This window comes from Allobosea sp. LjRoot9 (assembly GCF_964252745.1).
Taxonomy (GTDB): Bacteria; Pseudomonadota; Alphaproteobacteria; order Rhizobiales; family Beijerinckiaceae; genus Allobosea.
This window is the reverse complement of the sequence record NZ_CAXUPC020000002.1, coordinates 549253-563169: the sequence shown is the minus strand read 5'-3', so window position 1 is coordinate 563169 and position 13917 is coordinate 549253. Positions and strand designations below refer to the sequence as shown.

At 64.4% G+C, this 13917-nt stretch carries 14 protein-coding genes and 1 pseudogene; 8 read left to right on the top strand and 7 right to left on the bottom strand.

Annotation, left to right across the window (positions count from 1 at the left end; all coding sequences use genetic code 11):
* Nucleotides 1-73 precede the first annotated feature (73 nt).
* Complete coding sequence (locus ACSQ3P_RS11265) at nt 74-1261, top strand: M20 metallopeptidase family protein (protein WP_436165661.1); 1188 nt, start codon at nt 74-76, stop codon at nt 1259-1261.
* Between the two features lie 142 nt (nt 1262-1403).
* Here ACSQ3P_RS11265 and ACSQ3P_RS11260 read toward each other — a convergent pair whose 3' ends face one another.
* Nucleotides 1404-2330: a LysR substrate-binding domain-containing protein gene (locus tag ACSQ3P_RS11260; RefSeq protein ID WP_436165660.1), complete on the bottom strand. Its 927-nt coding sequence runs from the start codon at nt 2328-2330 to the stop codon at nt 1404-1406.
* A gap of 112 nt (nt 2331-2442) precedes the next feature.
* Here ACSQ3P_RS11260 and ACSQ3P_RS11255 point away from each other — a divergent pair, with 112 nt between their 5' ends.
* The 6 genes and pseudogenes from ACSQ3P_RS11255 to ACSQ3P_RS11230 all read left to right on the top strand — a co-directional run.
* A complete protein-coding gene (locus ACSQ3P_RS11255; RefSeq protein WP_436166238.1) occupies nt 2443-3486 on the top strand; it encodes an ABC transporter substrate-binding protein in 1044 nt (347 codons plus the stop codon).
* Nucleotides 3487-3677: 191 nt separating this feature from the next.
* The gene (locus ACSQ3P_RS11250; RefSeq protein ID WP_436165659.1) at nt 3678-4796 is read left to right on the top strand and encodes an NAD(P)/FAD-dependent oxidoreductase; all 1119 of its coding nucleotides are present in this window, start codon (nt 3678-3680) and stop codon (nt 4794-4796) included.
* Nucleotides 4777-5073 (top strand): (2Fe-2S)-binding protein, encoded by a 297-nt coding sequence (locus tag ACSQ3P_RS11245; RefSeq protein ID WP_436165658.1) that lies wholly within the window; start codon nt 4777-4779, stop codon nt 5071-5073. Before ACSQ3P_RS11250 ends, ACSQ3P_RS11245 begins: the two co-directional genes overlap by 20 nt.
* Entirely contained in the window at nt 5070-6494 is a 1425-nt protein-coding gene (locus ACSQ3P_RS11240) for an NAD(P)/FAD-dependent oxidoreductase (protein WP_436165657.1), read from the top strand. The genes ACSQ3P_RS11245 and ACSQ3P_RS11240 overlap by 4 nt, the downstream gene beginning before the upstream one ends.
* Nucleotides 6495-6496: 2 nt before the next feature.
* Nucleotides 6497-7876, top strand: a complete 1380-nt coding sequence (gene glyA / locus ACSQ3P_RS11235) for a serine hydroxymethyltransferase (protein ID WP_436165656.1) — start codon at nt 6497-6499, stop codon at nt 7874-7876.
* Nucleotides 7873-8046, top strand: a pseudogene (locus ACSQ3P_RS11230) (ATP-binding cassette domain-containing protein); the annotation flags it as partial. The gene glyA and the pseudogene ACSQ3P_RS11230, both read left to right, overlap by 4 nt.
* A gap of 29 nt (nt 8047-8075) precedes the next feature.
* On the opposite strand, the gene ACSQ3P_RS11225 reads toward ACSQ3P_RS11230, so the two are convergent.
* Together ACSQ3P_RS11225 and ACSQ3P_RS11220 are read right to left on the bottom strand one after the other, a co-directional pair.
* Nucleotides 8076-9083, bottom strand: a complete 1008-nt coding sequence (locus tag ACSQ3P_RS11225; RefSeq protein WP_436165655.1) for a glycosyltransferase family 4 protein — start codon at nt 9081-9083, stop codon at nt 8076-8078.
* 37 nt (nt 9084-9120) lie between these two features.
* A complete protein-coding gene (locus tag ACSQ3P_RS11220) occupies nt 9121-10719 on the bottom strand; it encodes an alpha-amylase family glycosyl hydrolase (RefSeq protein WP_436165654.1) in 1599 nt (532 codons plus the stop codon).
* Nucleotides 10720-11047: 328 nt separating this feature from the next.
* On the opposite strand from ACSQ3P_RS11220, the gene ACSQ3P_RS11215 reads away from it, so the two are divergent.
* Nucleotides 11048-11239, top strand: a complete 192-nt coding sequence (locus ACSQ3P_RS11215; protein WP_436165653.1) for a hypothetical protein — start codon at nt 11048-11050, stop codon at nt 11237-11239.
* A 27-nt stretch (nt 11240-11266) separates the two neighbouring features.
* Here the strand turns inward: ACSQ3P_RS11215 and ACSQ3P_RS11210 are convergent, their stop codons facing one another.
* The 4 genes from ACSQ3P_RS11210 to ACSQ3P_RS11195 all read right to left on the bottom strand — a co-directional run bounded on the left by ACSQ3P_RS11210 (nt 11267) and on the right by ACSQ3P_RS11195 (nt 13900).
* On the bottom strand, nt 11267-11536 hold the full coding sequence (locus ACSQ3P_RS11210; protein WP_436165652.1) for a hypothetical protein: 270 nt from the start codon (nt 11534-11536) through the stop codon (nt 11267-11269).
* 82 nt (nt 11537-11618) lie between these two features.
* Nucleotides 11619-12002, bottom strand: a complete 384-nt coding sequence (locus tag ACSQ3P_RS11205; protein ID WP_436165651.1) for a hypothetical protein — start codon at nt 12000-12002, stop codon at nt 11619-11621.
* Between the two features lie 51 nt (nt 12003-12053).
* Entirely contained in the window at nt 12054-12263 is a 210-nt protein-coding gene (locus tag ACSQ3P_RS11200) for a cold-shock protein (RefSeq protein WP_069689777.1), read from the bottom strand.
* A gap of 314 nt (nt 12264-12577) precedes the next feature.
* On the bottom strand, nt 12578-13900 hold the full coding sequence (locus tag ACSQ3P_RS11195; RefSeq protein ID WP_436165650.1) for a glycoside hydrolase family 130 protein: 1323 nt from the start codon (nt 13898-13900) through the stop codon (nt 12578-12580).
* Nucleotides 13901-13917: the final 17 nt, after the last annotated feature.

Below are 13917 nucleotides of genomic sequence, written 5' to 3'. Positions count from 1 at the left end.
TGTTCCAAACGGGTTCCGACCGGCAGGTTTTACGTCAAGGCGGCCGACTTAACGACAAGGAATGAGGGACTTCGTGGACAACGCTCGTGAGATGAACGACGTCGGCAAGGCGATCGATGCGATCGTGCAGGACATCGCGCCCAAGCTGATCGGCATCAGGCGCGATCTGCACGCCCATCCCGAGATCGGCTTCGAGCTGCAGCGCACCGCCGGCGTCGTCGCCGCTGAGCTCGCGCGGCTCGGCATCGCCTGCCGCACCGGCGTGGGGCGTACCGGTGTCGTGGCGGACATCGTCGGCGGAGCGCCCGGCCCCTGCCTGGTGATCCGGGCCGACATGGACGCCCTGCCGATCCAGGAGATGACGGGCCTCGCCTATGCCAGCACCATCCCCGGCCGCATGCATGCCTGCGGACACGACCTCCACACCGCAACGCTGCTCGGCGTGGGGGCCGTCCTCAATCAGCTCTCGGGCAAGCTGCGTGGCACGGTGAGGCTGGTCTTCCAGCCTGCTGAAGAGACGATCGACAGCGGTGCCGCCGCGATGATCGCCGACGGCGTGCTCGATGGTGTCGACATGGCGCTGGGCTTCCATAACGAACCGGGCGTGCCGGCGGGAACGAGCGGCTATATCCGCGGCGCAAGCTTCGCCTCGGCCGACAGCTTCCAGATCACCATAGAGGGCCGCTCCGGCCATGCGGCGCAGCCGCATGAGGCTGTCGACCCGATCATGGCGGCCGGCTACCTCCTGACGCAGTTGCAGACGATCGTCTCGCGCGAGATCAACCCGATCCGCAGCGCGGTGCTCACCGTGGGTCGGATCGAGGGGGGCGACGCCTACAACATCATCCCCGACAGCTGCATGATGGCGGGCACGATCCGCACGCGCGCCCTCGAGACTCGCGACGCCATGGAAGCCGCCGTTCGCCGGATCTGCGCCGGCACCGAAATCATGCATCGCGTGACATGCAACCTCGCCTATAGCCGCAACCTGCCCCCGGTCATGAACGATGACGGCTTGCTGGATCGCACCATCGCGGCGGTTCGCATGCAGGGCGGGGCCATTCACGAGATCGATGGCGGCTTTGGCGCCGAGGATTTCGCCTTCTTCTCCGAGCGCGTGCCGTCGTCACATATCCGGATCGGGTCCGCGCAGCCCGGCCGGCAGGATCGCGTCCACAACTCGAACTACCAGCCAGACGAAGGCTGCATTGCCCACGGCGTGCTCGCCTTGTCACGTACCGCCATGGAGTTGCTGAACTAGGGTAATTTCCGATCCGGTTGGATCGTTCAATTGCTCTAGATCATTGTTTTAACGCATTTTCTTCACGCCAATCGGCATCCACTTTCTCGCGCAATGCTCTAGGCCTGCCCCTCAGCTGTGGGCTTTCAGCGGGAGTGCAAGCTCACCTGCTCGCGCTCAGATGCTGCAGGCAGCTTTGAGCGAACAGGGCAAACTCCTGTTGCATTCCGCTGATGAAGTCGCGCGCCGAGCCGGGCAGGCGGGCGTCAGTTGCTGTTATGAGACTGAATTGCACCTCGATCTGCGGTTCCAGCGGCTTGAAGCAGACCTTCGGTTCCGCGACCGAGTCCGCAGTGAACGGATCGACGATCGCCAGGCCGGCACCTGCGGCCACCAGCGAACAGGCGACCATCGATAAAGGCGTCTCCGGGCCAAGCTCCCGATGGATGCCCTGGGTCATGAAGAAGGCGTCGATACGCGTCCGCAATTGCGTCGCCCTCGCGATCGAGATGAAGGGCTCGGCGCTGAAATCCGCTGGAGCAAGCACAGCTTTGGCCGCCAGACCGTGCGAAACCGGAATGGCGGCGACAGCCGACACAGCCGCAAGTTCGTAGCGGCGAATCCGTGCATGCTCGAAGGGCAGATCGACGAAGCCGATATCGCAGCGACCGCTCGATACGAGATCGATCACCGCTTCGGATGAATTGCCGACGAGTTCGATGTCGAGATCGGGGCGTGAGGCCAGGAAGCGGCCGATGAAACGTGGCAGCAATCTCACATACAAGGCCGGCAGCGAGGCGATCCGCAGGCTGCCGAGGCTGCGCCGACGCAGGCTGGCTGCAGACTGGCTGATCTGTTCGAGGCTGATGAAATAGCGCTCGACATCGTGGAACAGCGTCGCGGCGTCGGTGGTCGGCCGCAGCCGCCCGCCAGTTCGCCGCTCGAACAGAGCGACGCCGATCCTGTCCTCCAGGTCACGGATCAGGCGGCTCACGGCGGGCTGCGAAATGCGCAGCGCGGTGGCCGCGGTCGTCACGCCGCCGGAAATCATCACGGCCCGAAAAGCCTCGATCTGGCGCTGATTGATCATCGCCGACCCATAACATTGCCTTCTCGGCTCAAGCCAGAATTATATTTGACTGGTTCCAAGCCGGCTGGAACCATGCGGGGTAATAAGTCAAAAAACCAGAAAATAAGGGGACATCATGACGATAAGAGGTGTGTTTCTCGCAAGCATCGCCATCGCTGCGACCCATGTCGTTCCTGCATTGGCACAGGACAAAACCCTTTACGTCGCCGGCTCCGGCGGCTCGATGGAAAAGGCTATCCGCAGCGATGTCTTTCCGGCCTTCGCCGCCAAGCATGGGGTCAAACTCGAATACGTCGCTGGCAATTCGACGGATGTTCTGGCCAAGTTGCAGGCCCAGAAGGGCAGCCAGCAGATCGATGTCGCCATTATCGATGATGGGCCGATGGCGCAGGCCGTCGCGCTCGGCTTCTGCCGGCCGCTCGATCTGGGGCCTGTCGTCAACGACCTCTATGACATCGCCCGTTTTCCGGACGGAAAGTCATTGGCTTTCGCGCTTCTGGGGGCAGGCTTCGTCTACAGCAAGGACGCCTTCGCCAGGAATAACTGGCCGGTGCCGACCTCCTGGAATGATCTCGCCGACCCGAAATTCAAGGGCAAGATCGTCATTCCGCCGCTGAACAACACCTATGGCGTGATCAGCCTCGTCCAGGTCGCCAAGGCCAATGGCGGCGGCGAGACAAACATCGAGCCCGGCTTCGCTGCGTTCAAGAACAAGATCGGCCCCAACGTCCTCGCCTACGAGCCGTCTCCCGGCAAGATGACGGAGCTGCTGCAAAGCGGCCAGGCCGCGCTCGCTGTCTGGGGTTCGAGCCGGGCCAAGGCTCTGGCCGATAGCGGTTTCGCCTCGGACTTCGTCTATCCGAAGGAGGGCGGCGTGGTGATCGGTGTCGGCATCTGCCCTGTCGCCGGCGGCAAGGAGAGCCCCGAAGCACAAGCCTTCATCGCCCATCTGCTTTCCCCCGAAATACAGGTCGCAATGTCGAAAACATCGGGCCTCGCACCGGTTAACAAGAAAGCGGACCTGCCTGCAGAGTACCGAGCCGGCATGCCTTACGGCCCGGAGCAGGTCGCCCAGCTCAAGACGATCGACTGGGTCGAGATCAACCGCCAGCGCGACGAGTGGAACAAGCGCTGGGTCCGCGAGATCGAGCGCTAGAGCAGTTTCCGATCCAGTTGGATCGTTCAACAGCTCTAGACCCTTGTTTTTACGCGTTTTCTTCACGCGAACCGGCACCCACTTCGCTCGAAAACGCTCTCGCCCTTCTCCCCCTTACGCCGGCTCCCCCGGGAGCCGGCGTTCATACCGCCGGCAGCAGCGCGACGCATACGCGCCGAGGAACAGCATTCGTGACGCCTGAATACGATATCGCCGTCATTGGTGGGGGCCTGGTCGGAACCGCCATCGCCTATGGGCTGGCCAAGACGGGACAGCGCGTGGCGCTGCTCGACGAGGATGACCGGGCGAGGCGCGCCTCGGTCGCGAATTTCTCGCTGATCTGGGTCCAGACCAAAGGCCTCGGCATGCCGGAATATTCCGATTGGTCCCGCGGCGCCGCTGATCTCTGGCCTGCCTTCCGGGATGAAATCGCGGCGCTGACCGAGATCGACCTCGCCTTCACCAGGCCCGGCGGCTTCCATCTGTGCCTGTCCGAGGCCGAGTTGGAGGCGCGCGCTTCGCATCTGGCGCGGATCAATGCGCAGCCGACCATGACGCCGCTGCCCTATGAAATCCTCGGCCATAACGCGGTGCGCGAGATGATGCCGGATATCGGCCCGGAGGTTGTCGGCGCCAGCTATTGTCCGCTCGACGGTCAGTGCAACTCGATGCGCCTGTTCTGGGGCCTGCATACCGCCTTCGGCAGGGCGGGCGGGCATTATCTGAGCAATCACCGAGTCGAGACGCTTGTGGCCAGCGCTGGCGGCTTCCTTGCCCGCACCGATGCGGGGCCGATCGCTGCCGGAAAGGTCGTGATAGCAGCCGGCAACGACAGCCAGCGCCTCGCCCCGATGGTGGGCCTCAACGCCCAGGTCAGGCCGCAGAGAGGGCAGGTGCTGGTCACCGAGCGCATGAAGCCCTTCCTGCACTACCCGACGATCACCGTGCGGCAGGCCGATGAAGGCTCGGTGATGCTCGGCGATTCCATCGAGGAGGGGAACCCGAGCCTGACGGTCGGGACCGATGTTCTCGCCAAGATGGCGGACCGCGCGATGCGGATGTTCCCGGGGCTGGGCAACGTCAACATCGTGCGGACGTGGTCGGCACAGCGCGTCATGACCAGGGATGGCTGCCCCGTCTATGACGAATCGCGCGAGCATCCCGGCGCCTTCATCGCCAATTGCCATAGCGGCGTGACGCTGGCGCCGCGCCATGCCCAGACGCTGGCGCCTCTCATCGCCGCCTCGCGCGTCTCGACGGAATTGCCGGTGTTCGGCACGGGGAGGTTCGATGTTTCGACGGTTCACTGATCGACCGGTGCCGGACGTGACCATCACTGTCGATGGCGCACAGCTCACCACCAAGGCGACCGACAGCGTCGCGGCTGCAATGTTCGCCGCCGGGATCTCGAGCTGCCGTTCCACCGTGGTCGAGGGCCGTGCGCGCGGGCCCTACTGCATGATGGGCGTCTGCTTTGATTGCCTCGTCGTGGTGGATGGCGTCGGCAGCCGCCAGGGCTGCATGACCCGCGTCCGCGACGGCATGGTCGTCGAAACCCAGAGCGGCAGGCGGGAGCTCGGCCGATGACGACGCAACCCTTGCTCGAGCGCCACGATCTCGCCGTGATCGGCGCCGGCCCGGCGGGAATGGCGGCGGCGGCGACAGCGGCGGGGTTAGGCATATCGACGGTTTTGCTCGATGAGCAGCCATCGCCTGGAGGGCAGATCTATCGTGGCGTCACGGAGGCGGCGGCAGCTACGCGTGCCGCGCTCGGCGCCGATTATCGGCGCGGCCAGGATTTGGTCGATGCGCTGGCGAGCAGCCCCGTGCACTACGTTGCCGGCGGCACGGTGTTCGACATATCGCCCGCAGGCGAGATCGCCTTCCTGACCGACGGCCGGACCCGGATAGTGTCGGCGCGACGCATCATCGTCGCGACCGGTGGACAGGAGCGGCCGTTCCCGATTGAGGGTTGGACGCTGCCTGGCGTGATGACCGCTGGTGCGGCGCAGATCCTGCTGAAACAGGCTGATCTCGTTCCGTCGGGCCGCGTGGTCCTGGCTGGAACCGGGCCTTTGCTCTGGCTGCTTGCGGTGCAGATCCTGCGTGCGGGCGGCCGGATCGACCTCATCCTGGAGACGACCCCGAAGCGCAACTGGCGCGCGGCGCTGCGACATCTGCCGCGCTTCTTGGCTTCCGCCTACGCCGCAAAGGGCCTCGCATTGCTGGCGCAGGTGCGCCGGAAGGTGCGGGTCGTCTCAGGCGTAAGCCATCTCAGCGGATTGGGCGGCGAGCGCCTCGAAAGGGTCGTCTATCGAACCGGCGGCGACAGGGAGACGGTGATCGACGCCGACACCCTGCTGCTCCATCAGGGCGTCGTGCCGAGCCTTCACCTGCCCGATGCACTGGGCTGCAAGATCGTCTGGAACGCGGAGCAGCGCAGCTTCCAGCCAGTGGTTGACCGCTGGGGCGCCACCTCACTTGACCACGTCGCGGTCGCAGGCGATGGCGGCGGCATCGGCGGGGCGCAATCCGCGGCTCGGCGCGGCCGCATCGCGGCCCTGGATGCCGCCTTCCGTCTCGGGCGCATCGACAGGGCAAGGCGCGATCGGTCGGCCTTGCCGGATATCAAGGCGCTCGACCGCGATCTGAAGGCGCGGCGCTTCCTCGATGTTCTCTACGACCCACCCGCGCAGTTTCGGGTTCCGACCGGCGACACGATCGTCTGTCGTTGCGAGGAAGTCCCTGCGCGCCGGATCGAGGCGGTGATGGCCCAGGGCGTCCTGGGGCCCAACCAGCTGAAATTCTTCATGCGTTGCGGCATGGGCCCATGCCAGGGGCGCCTCTGCGGCCTGACGGTCACGGAGATGTTCGCCGCCGGGCGGGGCGTCTCGCCCGAGGAGGTCGGCCATTATCGCCTGCGCACGCCGATCAAGCCTGTGACGGTGGCGGAAATGGCGTCATTGCCCTTCGGCGAGCATGCCGACAAGGCCGTTGTGAGATTGTGATCATGGAATCCGCTTCTCCGTCGCCGGCTGCCGGCCTCGACCTGGTTCGTCCGACGGCGGTCGACGACATCGCATGGCTGCATGCGGGTTATTTCTCCGACGATGCCGCGCAGGCCGATCCGACGGTCGCACGACTGATCGCAGCCGAGCAACGACGGCAGCGTGAAGCCGTCGAGCTCGTGGCATCGGAGAATTTCGTCAGCCGCGCCGTCCTTGCCGCGCAAGGCTCGGTCTTCACCAACAAGACGGTCGTCGGCTATCCCGGGCGGCGGTTCCACGCCGGCGCTGAATGGGCCGATGAGCTGGAGAGGCTGGCGATCGAGCGCGCCTGCGCCGCGTTCGGCTGCAACTTCGCCAACGTCCAGCCCCATTCCGGCATCCAGGCCAATCTTGCCGTTTTCCGTGCGCTTCTGGCGCCTGATGACATCGTTCTGTCGATGTCGGGCGAGGCCGGCGGCCATTTCAGCCATGGCGGCAAGTCGAACCTCAGCGGCACGATGGCGAGGGCCGTGTTCTATGGCGTGGACCGGGAGACGGGGCTGATCGATTACGATCAACTGCGTGCGCTGGCGCGGACCAATCGGCCGAGGCTGATCGTTGCCGGCGGCGCGGCCTATCCCCGCGCCATCGATTTTGTCGCCTTGCGCGCGATTGCCGACGAAGTCGACGCCAGATTGCTGGTCGACATCGCCCATTTTGCCGGCTTGGTCGTGGCCGGCGCTCATCCTCATCCCTTTCCCTTCGCCGACATTGTGACGACGACCACCTACAAATCCCTTCGCGGCGCGCGCGGCGGGCTGATCCTCTGCAATGATGCGGAGCTGGCTGAACGGCTCGCCAAAGCGGCGTCGCCGGGAGTCCAGGGCAGCCCGCTGCTGCACGCCATCGCCGCCAAGGCGGTCTGCCTGGGCGAAGTGTTGCGGCCCGAATTCGCGGCTTATGGCCACGCGGTGCTCGCCAATGCCCGCGCATTCGCCGACGAGTTGATGGTGCAGGGCGTGGACGTCCTGACCTCGGGCACGGATACGCCACTTGTCATCGCCAATCTCAAATCGCTTGGCCTGCGCGGCCAGGCTCTTGTCGAAAGTCTCGACCGCGCCGGCATCACCTGCAATCGCTGCGAAATCCCGTTCGACGATGTCGACGCCACACAAACCTCGGGGCTGCGTTTTGGTGTCTCGGCCTGCACGACACGGGGGCTGAGCGAGCAGCAACTGCGCATTGTCGCCGGCTGGGTCGCCGAACTTATTCACGCTCATGCGCAGCACAGGCCGGCGCAGGGCATGCCGACGATCGCCGCCTGCGAGGATGAGATCAGGTCGCGTGCCGCCGCGCTGATGACGCCATTGCCACTCTACGCACCGAGTGCATCACCCCGATGAGCTATCTGATCCTTGATGGCCTCACCAAGGATTTCGGCGGGCATCGCGCGGTCGACGGTATGACGCTGACGATCGAGAAGGGCGAGTTCATTTCGCTGCTCGGTCCATCCGGCTGCGGCAAGACCACAACGCTGCGGATGATCGCCGGCCAGAGAAAGCAACCCCCCGGAGGAGCGGCCTCATTCGCAAGGCCGGGCCATCAGGCCAGGAGCGATCGATAGAGCTCCCAGTATCGATCCGCCATGCGATCCACCGTGAAGCGCGCCGCGACCGATGCCCGGCAGGCGGCGCGATCGATCTCGCCAATGCGGCCGATCGCGTCCACGGCTTCATCGACGCTGTCGACCAGGAAGCCGGTCACGCCATGCTCGATCAGCTCCGGCATCGAGCCACGCCTGGAAGCGATGACCGGCGTGCCGCAGGCAAGCGCCTCCACGACCGACAGCCCGAACGGCTCCTCGAAATTGATCAGGTGGAGCAGCGCCCGCGCCGAGCCCAGGGTTTTCGTGCGGACCTCTCCACCGACAGGGCCGAGATAATCGACGCGGCGGCCGTCGAGCGCAGGCGCGACATGTTCGGCGTGGTAGCCCTGATCCTGGACGATGCCCGCCATGATCAGCCGCCTGCCTGACCGGCGCGCAGTGGCGACCGCCTCGGCTGCTCCCTTGTCGGGGTGGATGCGGCCAAAGAAGAGCAGGTCTTCGCCGCCCTCCGGATCGAACGGAAAGTCCTCCAGCCTGATGCCGTGATGGATCGTCGCCGCATAGCGCAGATCCGGGTGCCGGTCGGCAGCGCTGATCGCGACATAGTGGACACGGTCCTGATAGGCCTTGAACGCCGGCAGGATGCGCTCCGAGGAGAAGCCGTGAATCGTCGTCACCATTGGCGTCTCGACCAGTCGCGAGAAGGCCAGGGGCACGAAATCGGCCTGGTTGTGGATCAGATCGAACTCGCCGGCACGCTCGAAGACATGGGCGACATGGAGCATCTCCCAAACCTTGGCGTCGATGCTGGGGTCTTCGGAATAGGGAGCCGGGCAGACACCAGCCAGCGTGCCCGCCGTCCAGCTATCCCTGGTGGCAAACAGCGTGATGTCGACGCCGCGCGCCACCAGCGCCTCGGTCAACAGACTCGTCACCAACTCCCATGGACCGTAATGGCGCGGCGGGGTGCGCCAGGAGATCGGCGCCAGCATGGCGATACGCAAATCGTCGTCCTTCTCGTAAATGCTCTAAAAACCGCGATCAGGTCGCGAGGATCACGCCCTCATCCGCCCGCAGCAGCAGCACGTTGCTTTCGACGAGCGGCGCCTCGCCGCGCGTCGACAGGATCAGCCGGTGCTCGCTTGCCCAAATCGGCAAGTCCAAGCGCTGTGCGCATGTCCCGAGATTGAGCGCCACGATCAATCGTTGCGCCCCGTAGCGGCGCTCATAGGCGAGCACATCGCCTTCTGAGTCCAGCAAACTGAAATCACCGATCGCCAATGCCGGATGCGCACGCCTGACGGTCAGCAACTGGCGATAGAGCGTCAGGATCGAGGCCGGCTCGCCTGCCATCGCCGCGACATTGCGCATCGGCCAGTCGGCATTGAGCGGCAGCCAGGGCGAGACCGTGCTGAAGCCGGCATGCGCGCCGGCGTCCCACGGCATCGGCGTCCGGACCGGATCGCGGCCCAGGCCGAGCCCGGGCTCGCGCAATTCGCGAGGGTCTCGGAGCTGCGCGGGCGGGATTGGAACATCGCTCAGGCCCAGCTCGTCACCGTAATAGAGGGTGGGCGTGCCGCGCAGCGTCAGCAGCAGCATCGCAGCGATGCGGGCCTGGGCCTCACCGCGCTTGCTGGCGATGCGCGGCCGATCATGGTTGCCGAGTACCCAGTTCGGCCAGCCGCCCGGCGGTAGAGCGGCCTCGTAATTGGCGATCAGGGCGGCAAGCGAGCGCGCCTGCCAGGGAGCGTCGATGAGCTGGAAGTTGAAAGGCAATTGCACGCCGGCCTGCGCTCCGCCGTAATAGTCCATCAGACGATCGACGGGCAGATAGATCTCGCCTATCAGCAGGCGCTCGCCTTGCCCCCTTGCGCCATATCCGTCGGCGATGGCGCGCATGCCGGCGGCGATCGCATGGACCTCCGGCTGGTCAGCCGAGTGGAGCTGGAGCACGCGGTGCATATCGCCCATGGTGGGCAGATAGGCCGGGTTTGGCGGATTGTCGGGGAAATCCGCCGCCTTGATCATGTGCCAGAGCACGTCGATGCGGAAACCATCGACGCCGCGGTCGAACCAGAAGCGCATCACCTCATGCATCGCCGCCTGCACGGCTGGATTGCGCCAGTTGAGGTCCGGCTGCTGCTTCAGGAAGGCGTGATAGTAATATTGCCCGGTGGCCTCGTTCCACTCCCAGGCCGAGCCGCCGAAATCGCTGATCCAGTTATTGGGCGGCCCGCCATCTGGCGCAGGCTCACGCCAGAGATACCAGTCCCGTTTCGGATTGAGGCGCGAGGAGCGGCTCTCGACGAACCATGGGTGCTGGTCGGAGCTGTGGTTCGGCACGAAGTCGAGCACGAGCTTGAGCCCGCGCGCGTGGATCTGGTCCAGCAGTTCGTCGAAATCGGCGAGCGTGCCGAAACGCGGATCGACCCCGCAATAATCGGCGACGTCATAGCCGAAATCGGCCATCGGCGAGGGATAGATCGGCGAGAGCCAGATCGCGTCGATGCCGAGGCCGGCGAGATAGTCGAGCCGCCGCGCGATGCCCTTGAGATCGCCGATGCCGTCGCCATCCGTATCCTGGAAGGAGCGCGGATAGATCTGGTAGATCACGCCCGCCTGCCACCATGGGGCGGTCATGCGAACAGGGCTCTGGGCGTGCCGATAAGCATAGTTGATGCCTTCTGAAATCCGGAACCCGCTAGGCGGAGGCCCTGATCGGGGCGCCGGCAGGGCGCTGGTCGGGCTCGCCCGCGAACGACCATCGCCTGCCCGTAATCTTAACAGTTCTTGTCTCTGATCTCGCATCAATTCGGCGAGGTAAGAGATCCCCGCGAAAGCCGGAACAAAATGGCGCGCTGATCATTGACTCCTAATGACCAATTCTACCGCCATCAAGATAACCCACCCCGCTCTCGCTCATCAGGCAACGGAGCCGGACAACCCGGCCATCGCCCACGACATGGATTTGTCGCAACCAGCGGATGCGCCCGGCAATGTCACCCGCAAGCGCCAGCAGTTGAAGGCGCGGGCCGTCGCAGGCCGTCATATCGACAAGACGCTGGCCACAATGCCGGTATCGGAGGAGGCAAAGGCCTCGCGAAAGGCCCGGCTCATCAATCTGCCTGCAGGCACCCCGGCCAAGCGACGTCCCGCTTAGAGCGTTCCAACTGGATCGGAAATTGCTCTAGGAGGCCGCGTCTGCCTCTGCCGGCGGATCGCCGCCCAACACCCGCCTGCAGGTGCCCCGGGTAAAGAGTTCGATCTCGGCCAAGGCATCATCGAGTGTTCTGAAGGGGCCGCATTTCATCGCCTTCATCGTCAGCAGCGCCTGACCAGCGGGATGGATCTTGAATTCGCCGGCAGGTTCCTCTGCGACATGCCCCATGGGCCGGCCGAGCAGGTCGGTCAGCAGCCAGGCTGCTTCGTCGGGTTTTGGCGTAACGTCGATGTCCAAGGCGTAATCCCATCAGTAGAAGCGACGCAACAGGGCGTGATCGTTGCCGTCCGGCGCGCACCGAAGAACGCGCTCGACCAGGTCACGCCGAAGTCGGGTTCCTGCGCATTTTCAGCTTTGGCGGAACAACAGTCGCGGCGGCACGGTCGAGAGCCTCCCGGTTCAGTCGCAGTTCCTTCAGCCTCGCGGTGTTGGCGTCGCGGGCCAGATCGACGATATCGGCCTCGGATATGATCCGAGTGCCCGGCAAGGCGTGGGTTTGGATCTTGAGGAATGCGGCCTCCGCCTGGATGCGGGATTTCGAGTTCTCGGCCAGATGCTTTCTCCTGGTTGGAGCATTTCCGAGCGAAGCAGAGCCCGGTTTGCGTGAAGAACATGCATGGAAACAAAGCGCTTTAGCGCCGGCGGCAAAAGCCGACGCTATGAAAAAGGCCAGGCGTGAGCCTGGCCTTTTCGTGTTCTTCATCCTCGTCGCGATGCCAGTACATCCGTGGTCACCGGCGAGGTTGAATGGCGGTCAGGCTGCCTGCAGCTGCTCGGCGGACATCTTGCCGGATTTGTTGTCCTTGACCATCTCGTAGCCGAGCTTCTGGCCTTCGACGATCTCGCGCATTCCGGCGCGTTCGACGGCAGAGATATGGACGAACACGTCCTGGCTGCCGTCATCAGGCTGAATGAAGCCGAAGCCCTTGGTGGAATTGAACCATTTCACTGTGCCAGTGGCCATAGCGAACTCTCCTTTTGATAATATTCGTCGACCGTCACGCGAATGCGCGGCGGGATCAGCACGATTTCGAAAGGGAGTTCGTCAGAGACGCGCCGAAGCGCGAGAAAAAACAGTCAACCAGACAAATATCGGCAAGGCCAACTTAGGCGAGTAAGTTCAGTAAGTCAAATTTCAACGCTACCAGAATTTGAATTCACGTCGAAATTGGCTACCGAAATCAAGCTAAACCATATCGAAATCAATGTGATCCAATGCCCTTCTCGACAGGAGAGGCCAATTGTCCGGGCCGACTTGCTGGAAGCGGTTCGTCTCCGTCATATGCCCATTCCCGCATCATGGCGTTCCATGGCTTGCAGGAGCGTGGCGATCCTGACTGTCGCGAAATTGCAGAAGGTGTCGGAGACGGCATAAGGCAGGATGATCTGGTCGTTATGGCGCATCGCGCCGCAGGTATAGACGACGTTGGGAACATAGCCTTCGCGCTCGGAGGGTTCGGGCCGGACGAAGGGCTCGCGCGTGCGCGCCAGCACCTTCGACGGGTCCGCCTTGTCGAGCAGGACCGCGCCGATGGAGTATTTCCGGACCGGTCCAACGCCATGGGTCAGGAGCAGCCAGCCCTCGTCAAGCTCGATCGGTGAGCCGCAGGTGCCGATCTGGATGAATTCCCAGGGGAATTGCGGCTTCAGCAGCGCGACGCCGCCGGCCTCCCAGGTGAGGAGATCGTCGGAGTAGATGAGGTAGAGGTTCTCACTGTCCTGCCGCGCGATCATGGCGTAGCGGCCATTGATCTTGCGCGGAAACAGAGCCATGCCCTTGTTGACGGCCGCCGAGCCACGCAGCGGCGACATCCGGAACGACAGGAAGTCGCTGGTCTCGATCAATTCGGAGCGGATGCCCCTGCCGTTATAGGCCGTGTAGGTCGCGCGGAACACGGTCTTGCCGTCCTCCTCGAAGGCAACGAAGCGCGCATCCTCTATGCCGTTCGACTGGGCTGCGGTCACGGGGAAGATCACCCGCTCGCTGATATCGCCGTCGGTGGAGAAGGTGACCTCGACATCCTCGCCATCGAGGCGCGCCATCCGGTTCCGCAAGGTCGCGATCGAGGCCAGGCGCGAGGTCGGGTCGATGCTGACGCTGCCATCGGCTGCGATCGAGCCGGAGCGGAAGGTCAGGGATGAGATATGCCCCTCGCCGACGGCGCGCAGGCTCAGGATGAAGCGGCGCCCGCCCGGGGGCGCGCCGGACTGGTCGGGATGCGAGACAATGCTCGGGTTGAAGAGCGCCGCCGCCTCAAAGGAATATTCATGCAGGAAATAGGACCCGACCAGCCGGCGCTGGACCTGAGTGAAGTCGCCATGCGTCGCGAAGGCCTCCTCCATCTCGTCGGCACGAGCCTCGAACCGTTCCAGCAGGTTGCGGTGCCGGCCCTTGAAATTCTCCAGCACCTCGGCGAGCAGGCTCTCCGCTGTCGCGGCATCGAGCGACAGGACCCGCCCGACGATATGGTTCGCCCGGATCCTGTCGGTGTGGTTGAGATCCCTGGGCTCCGCCTGGGGGCCGAACCGGCGCACCACGACCCTGGCAGGGTCGGGGCGCAGATACAGGGCCTGCCGGTTCAGGAAGCTGGATTGGGACAAGGCGACCCCAGTCTGTT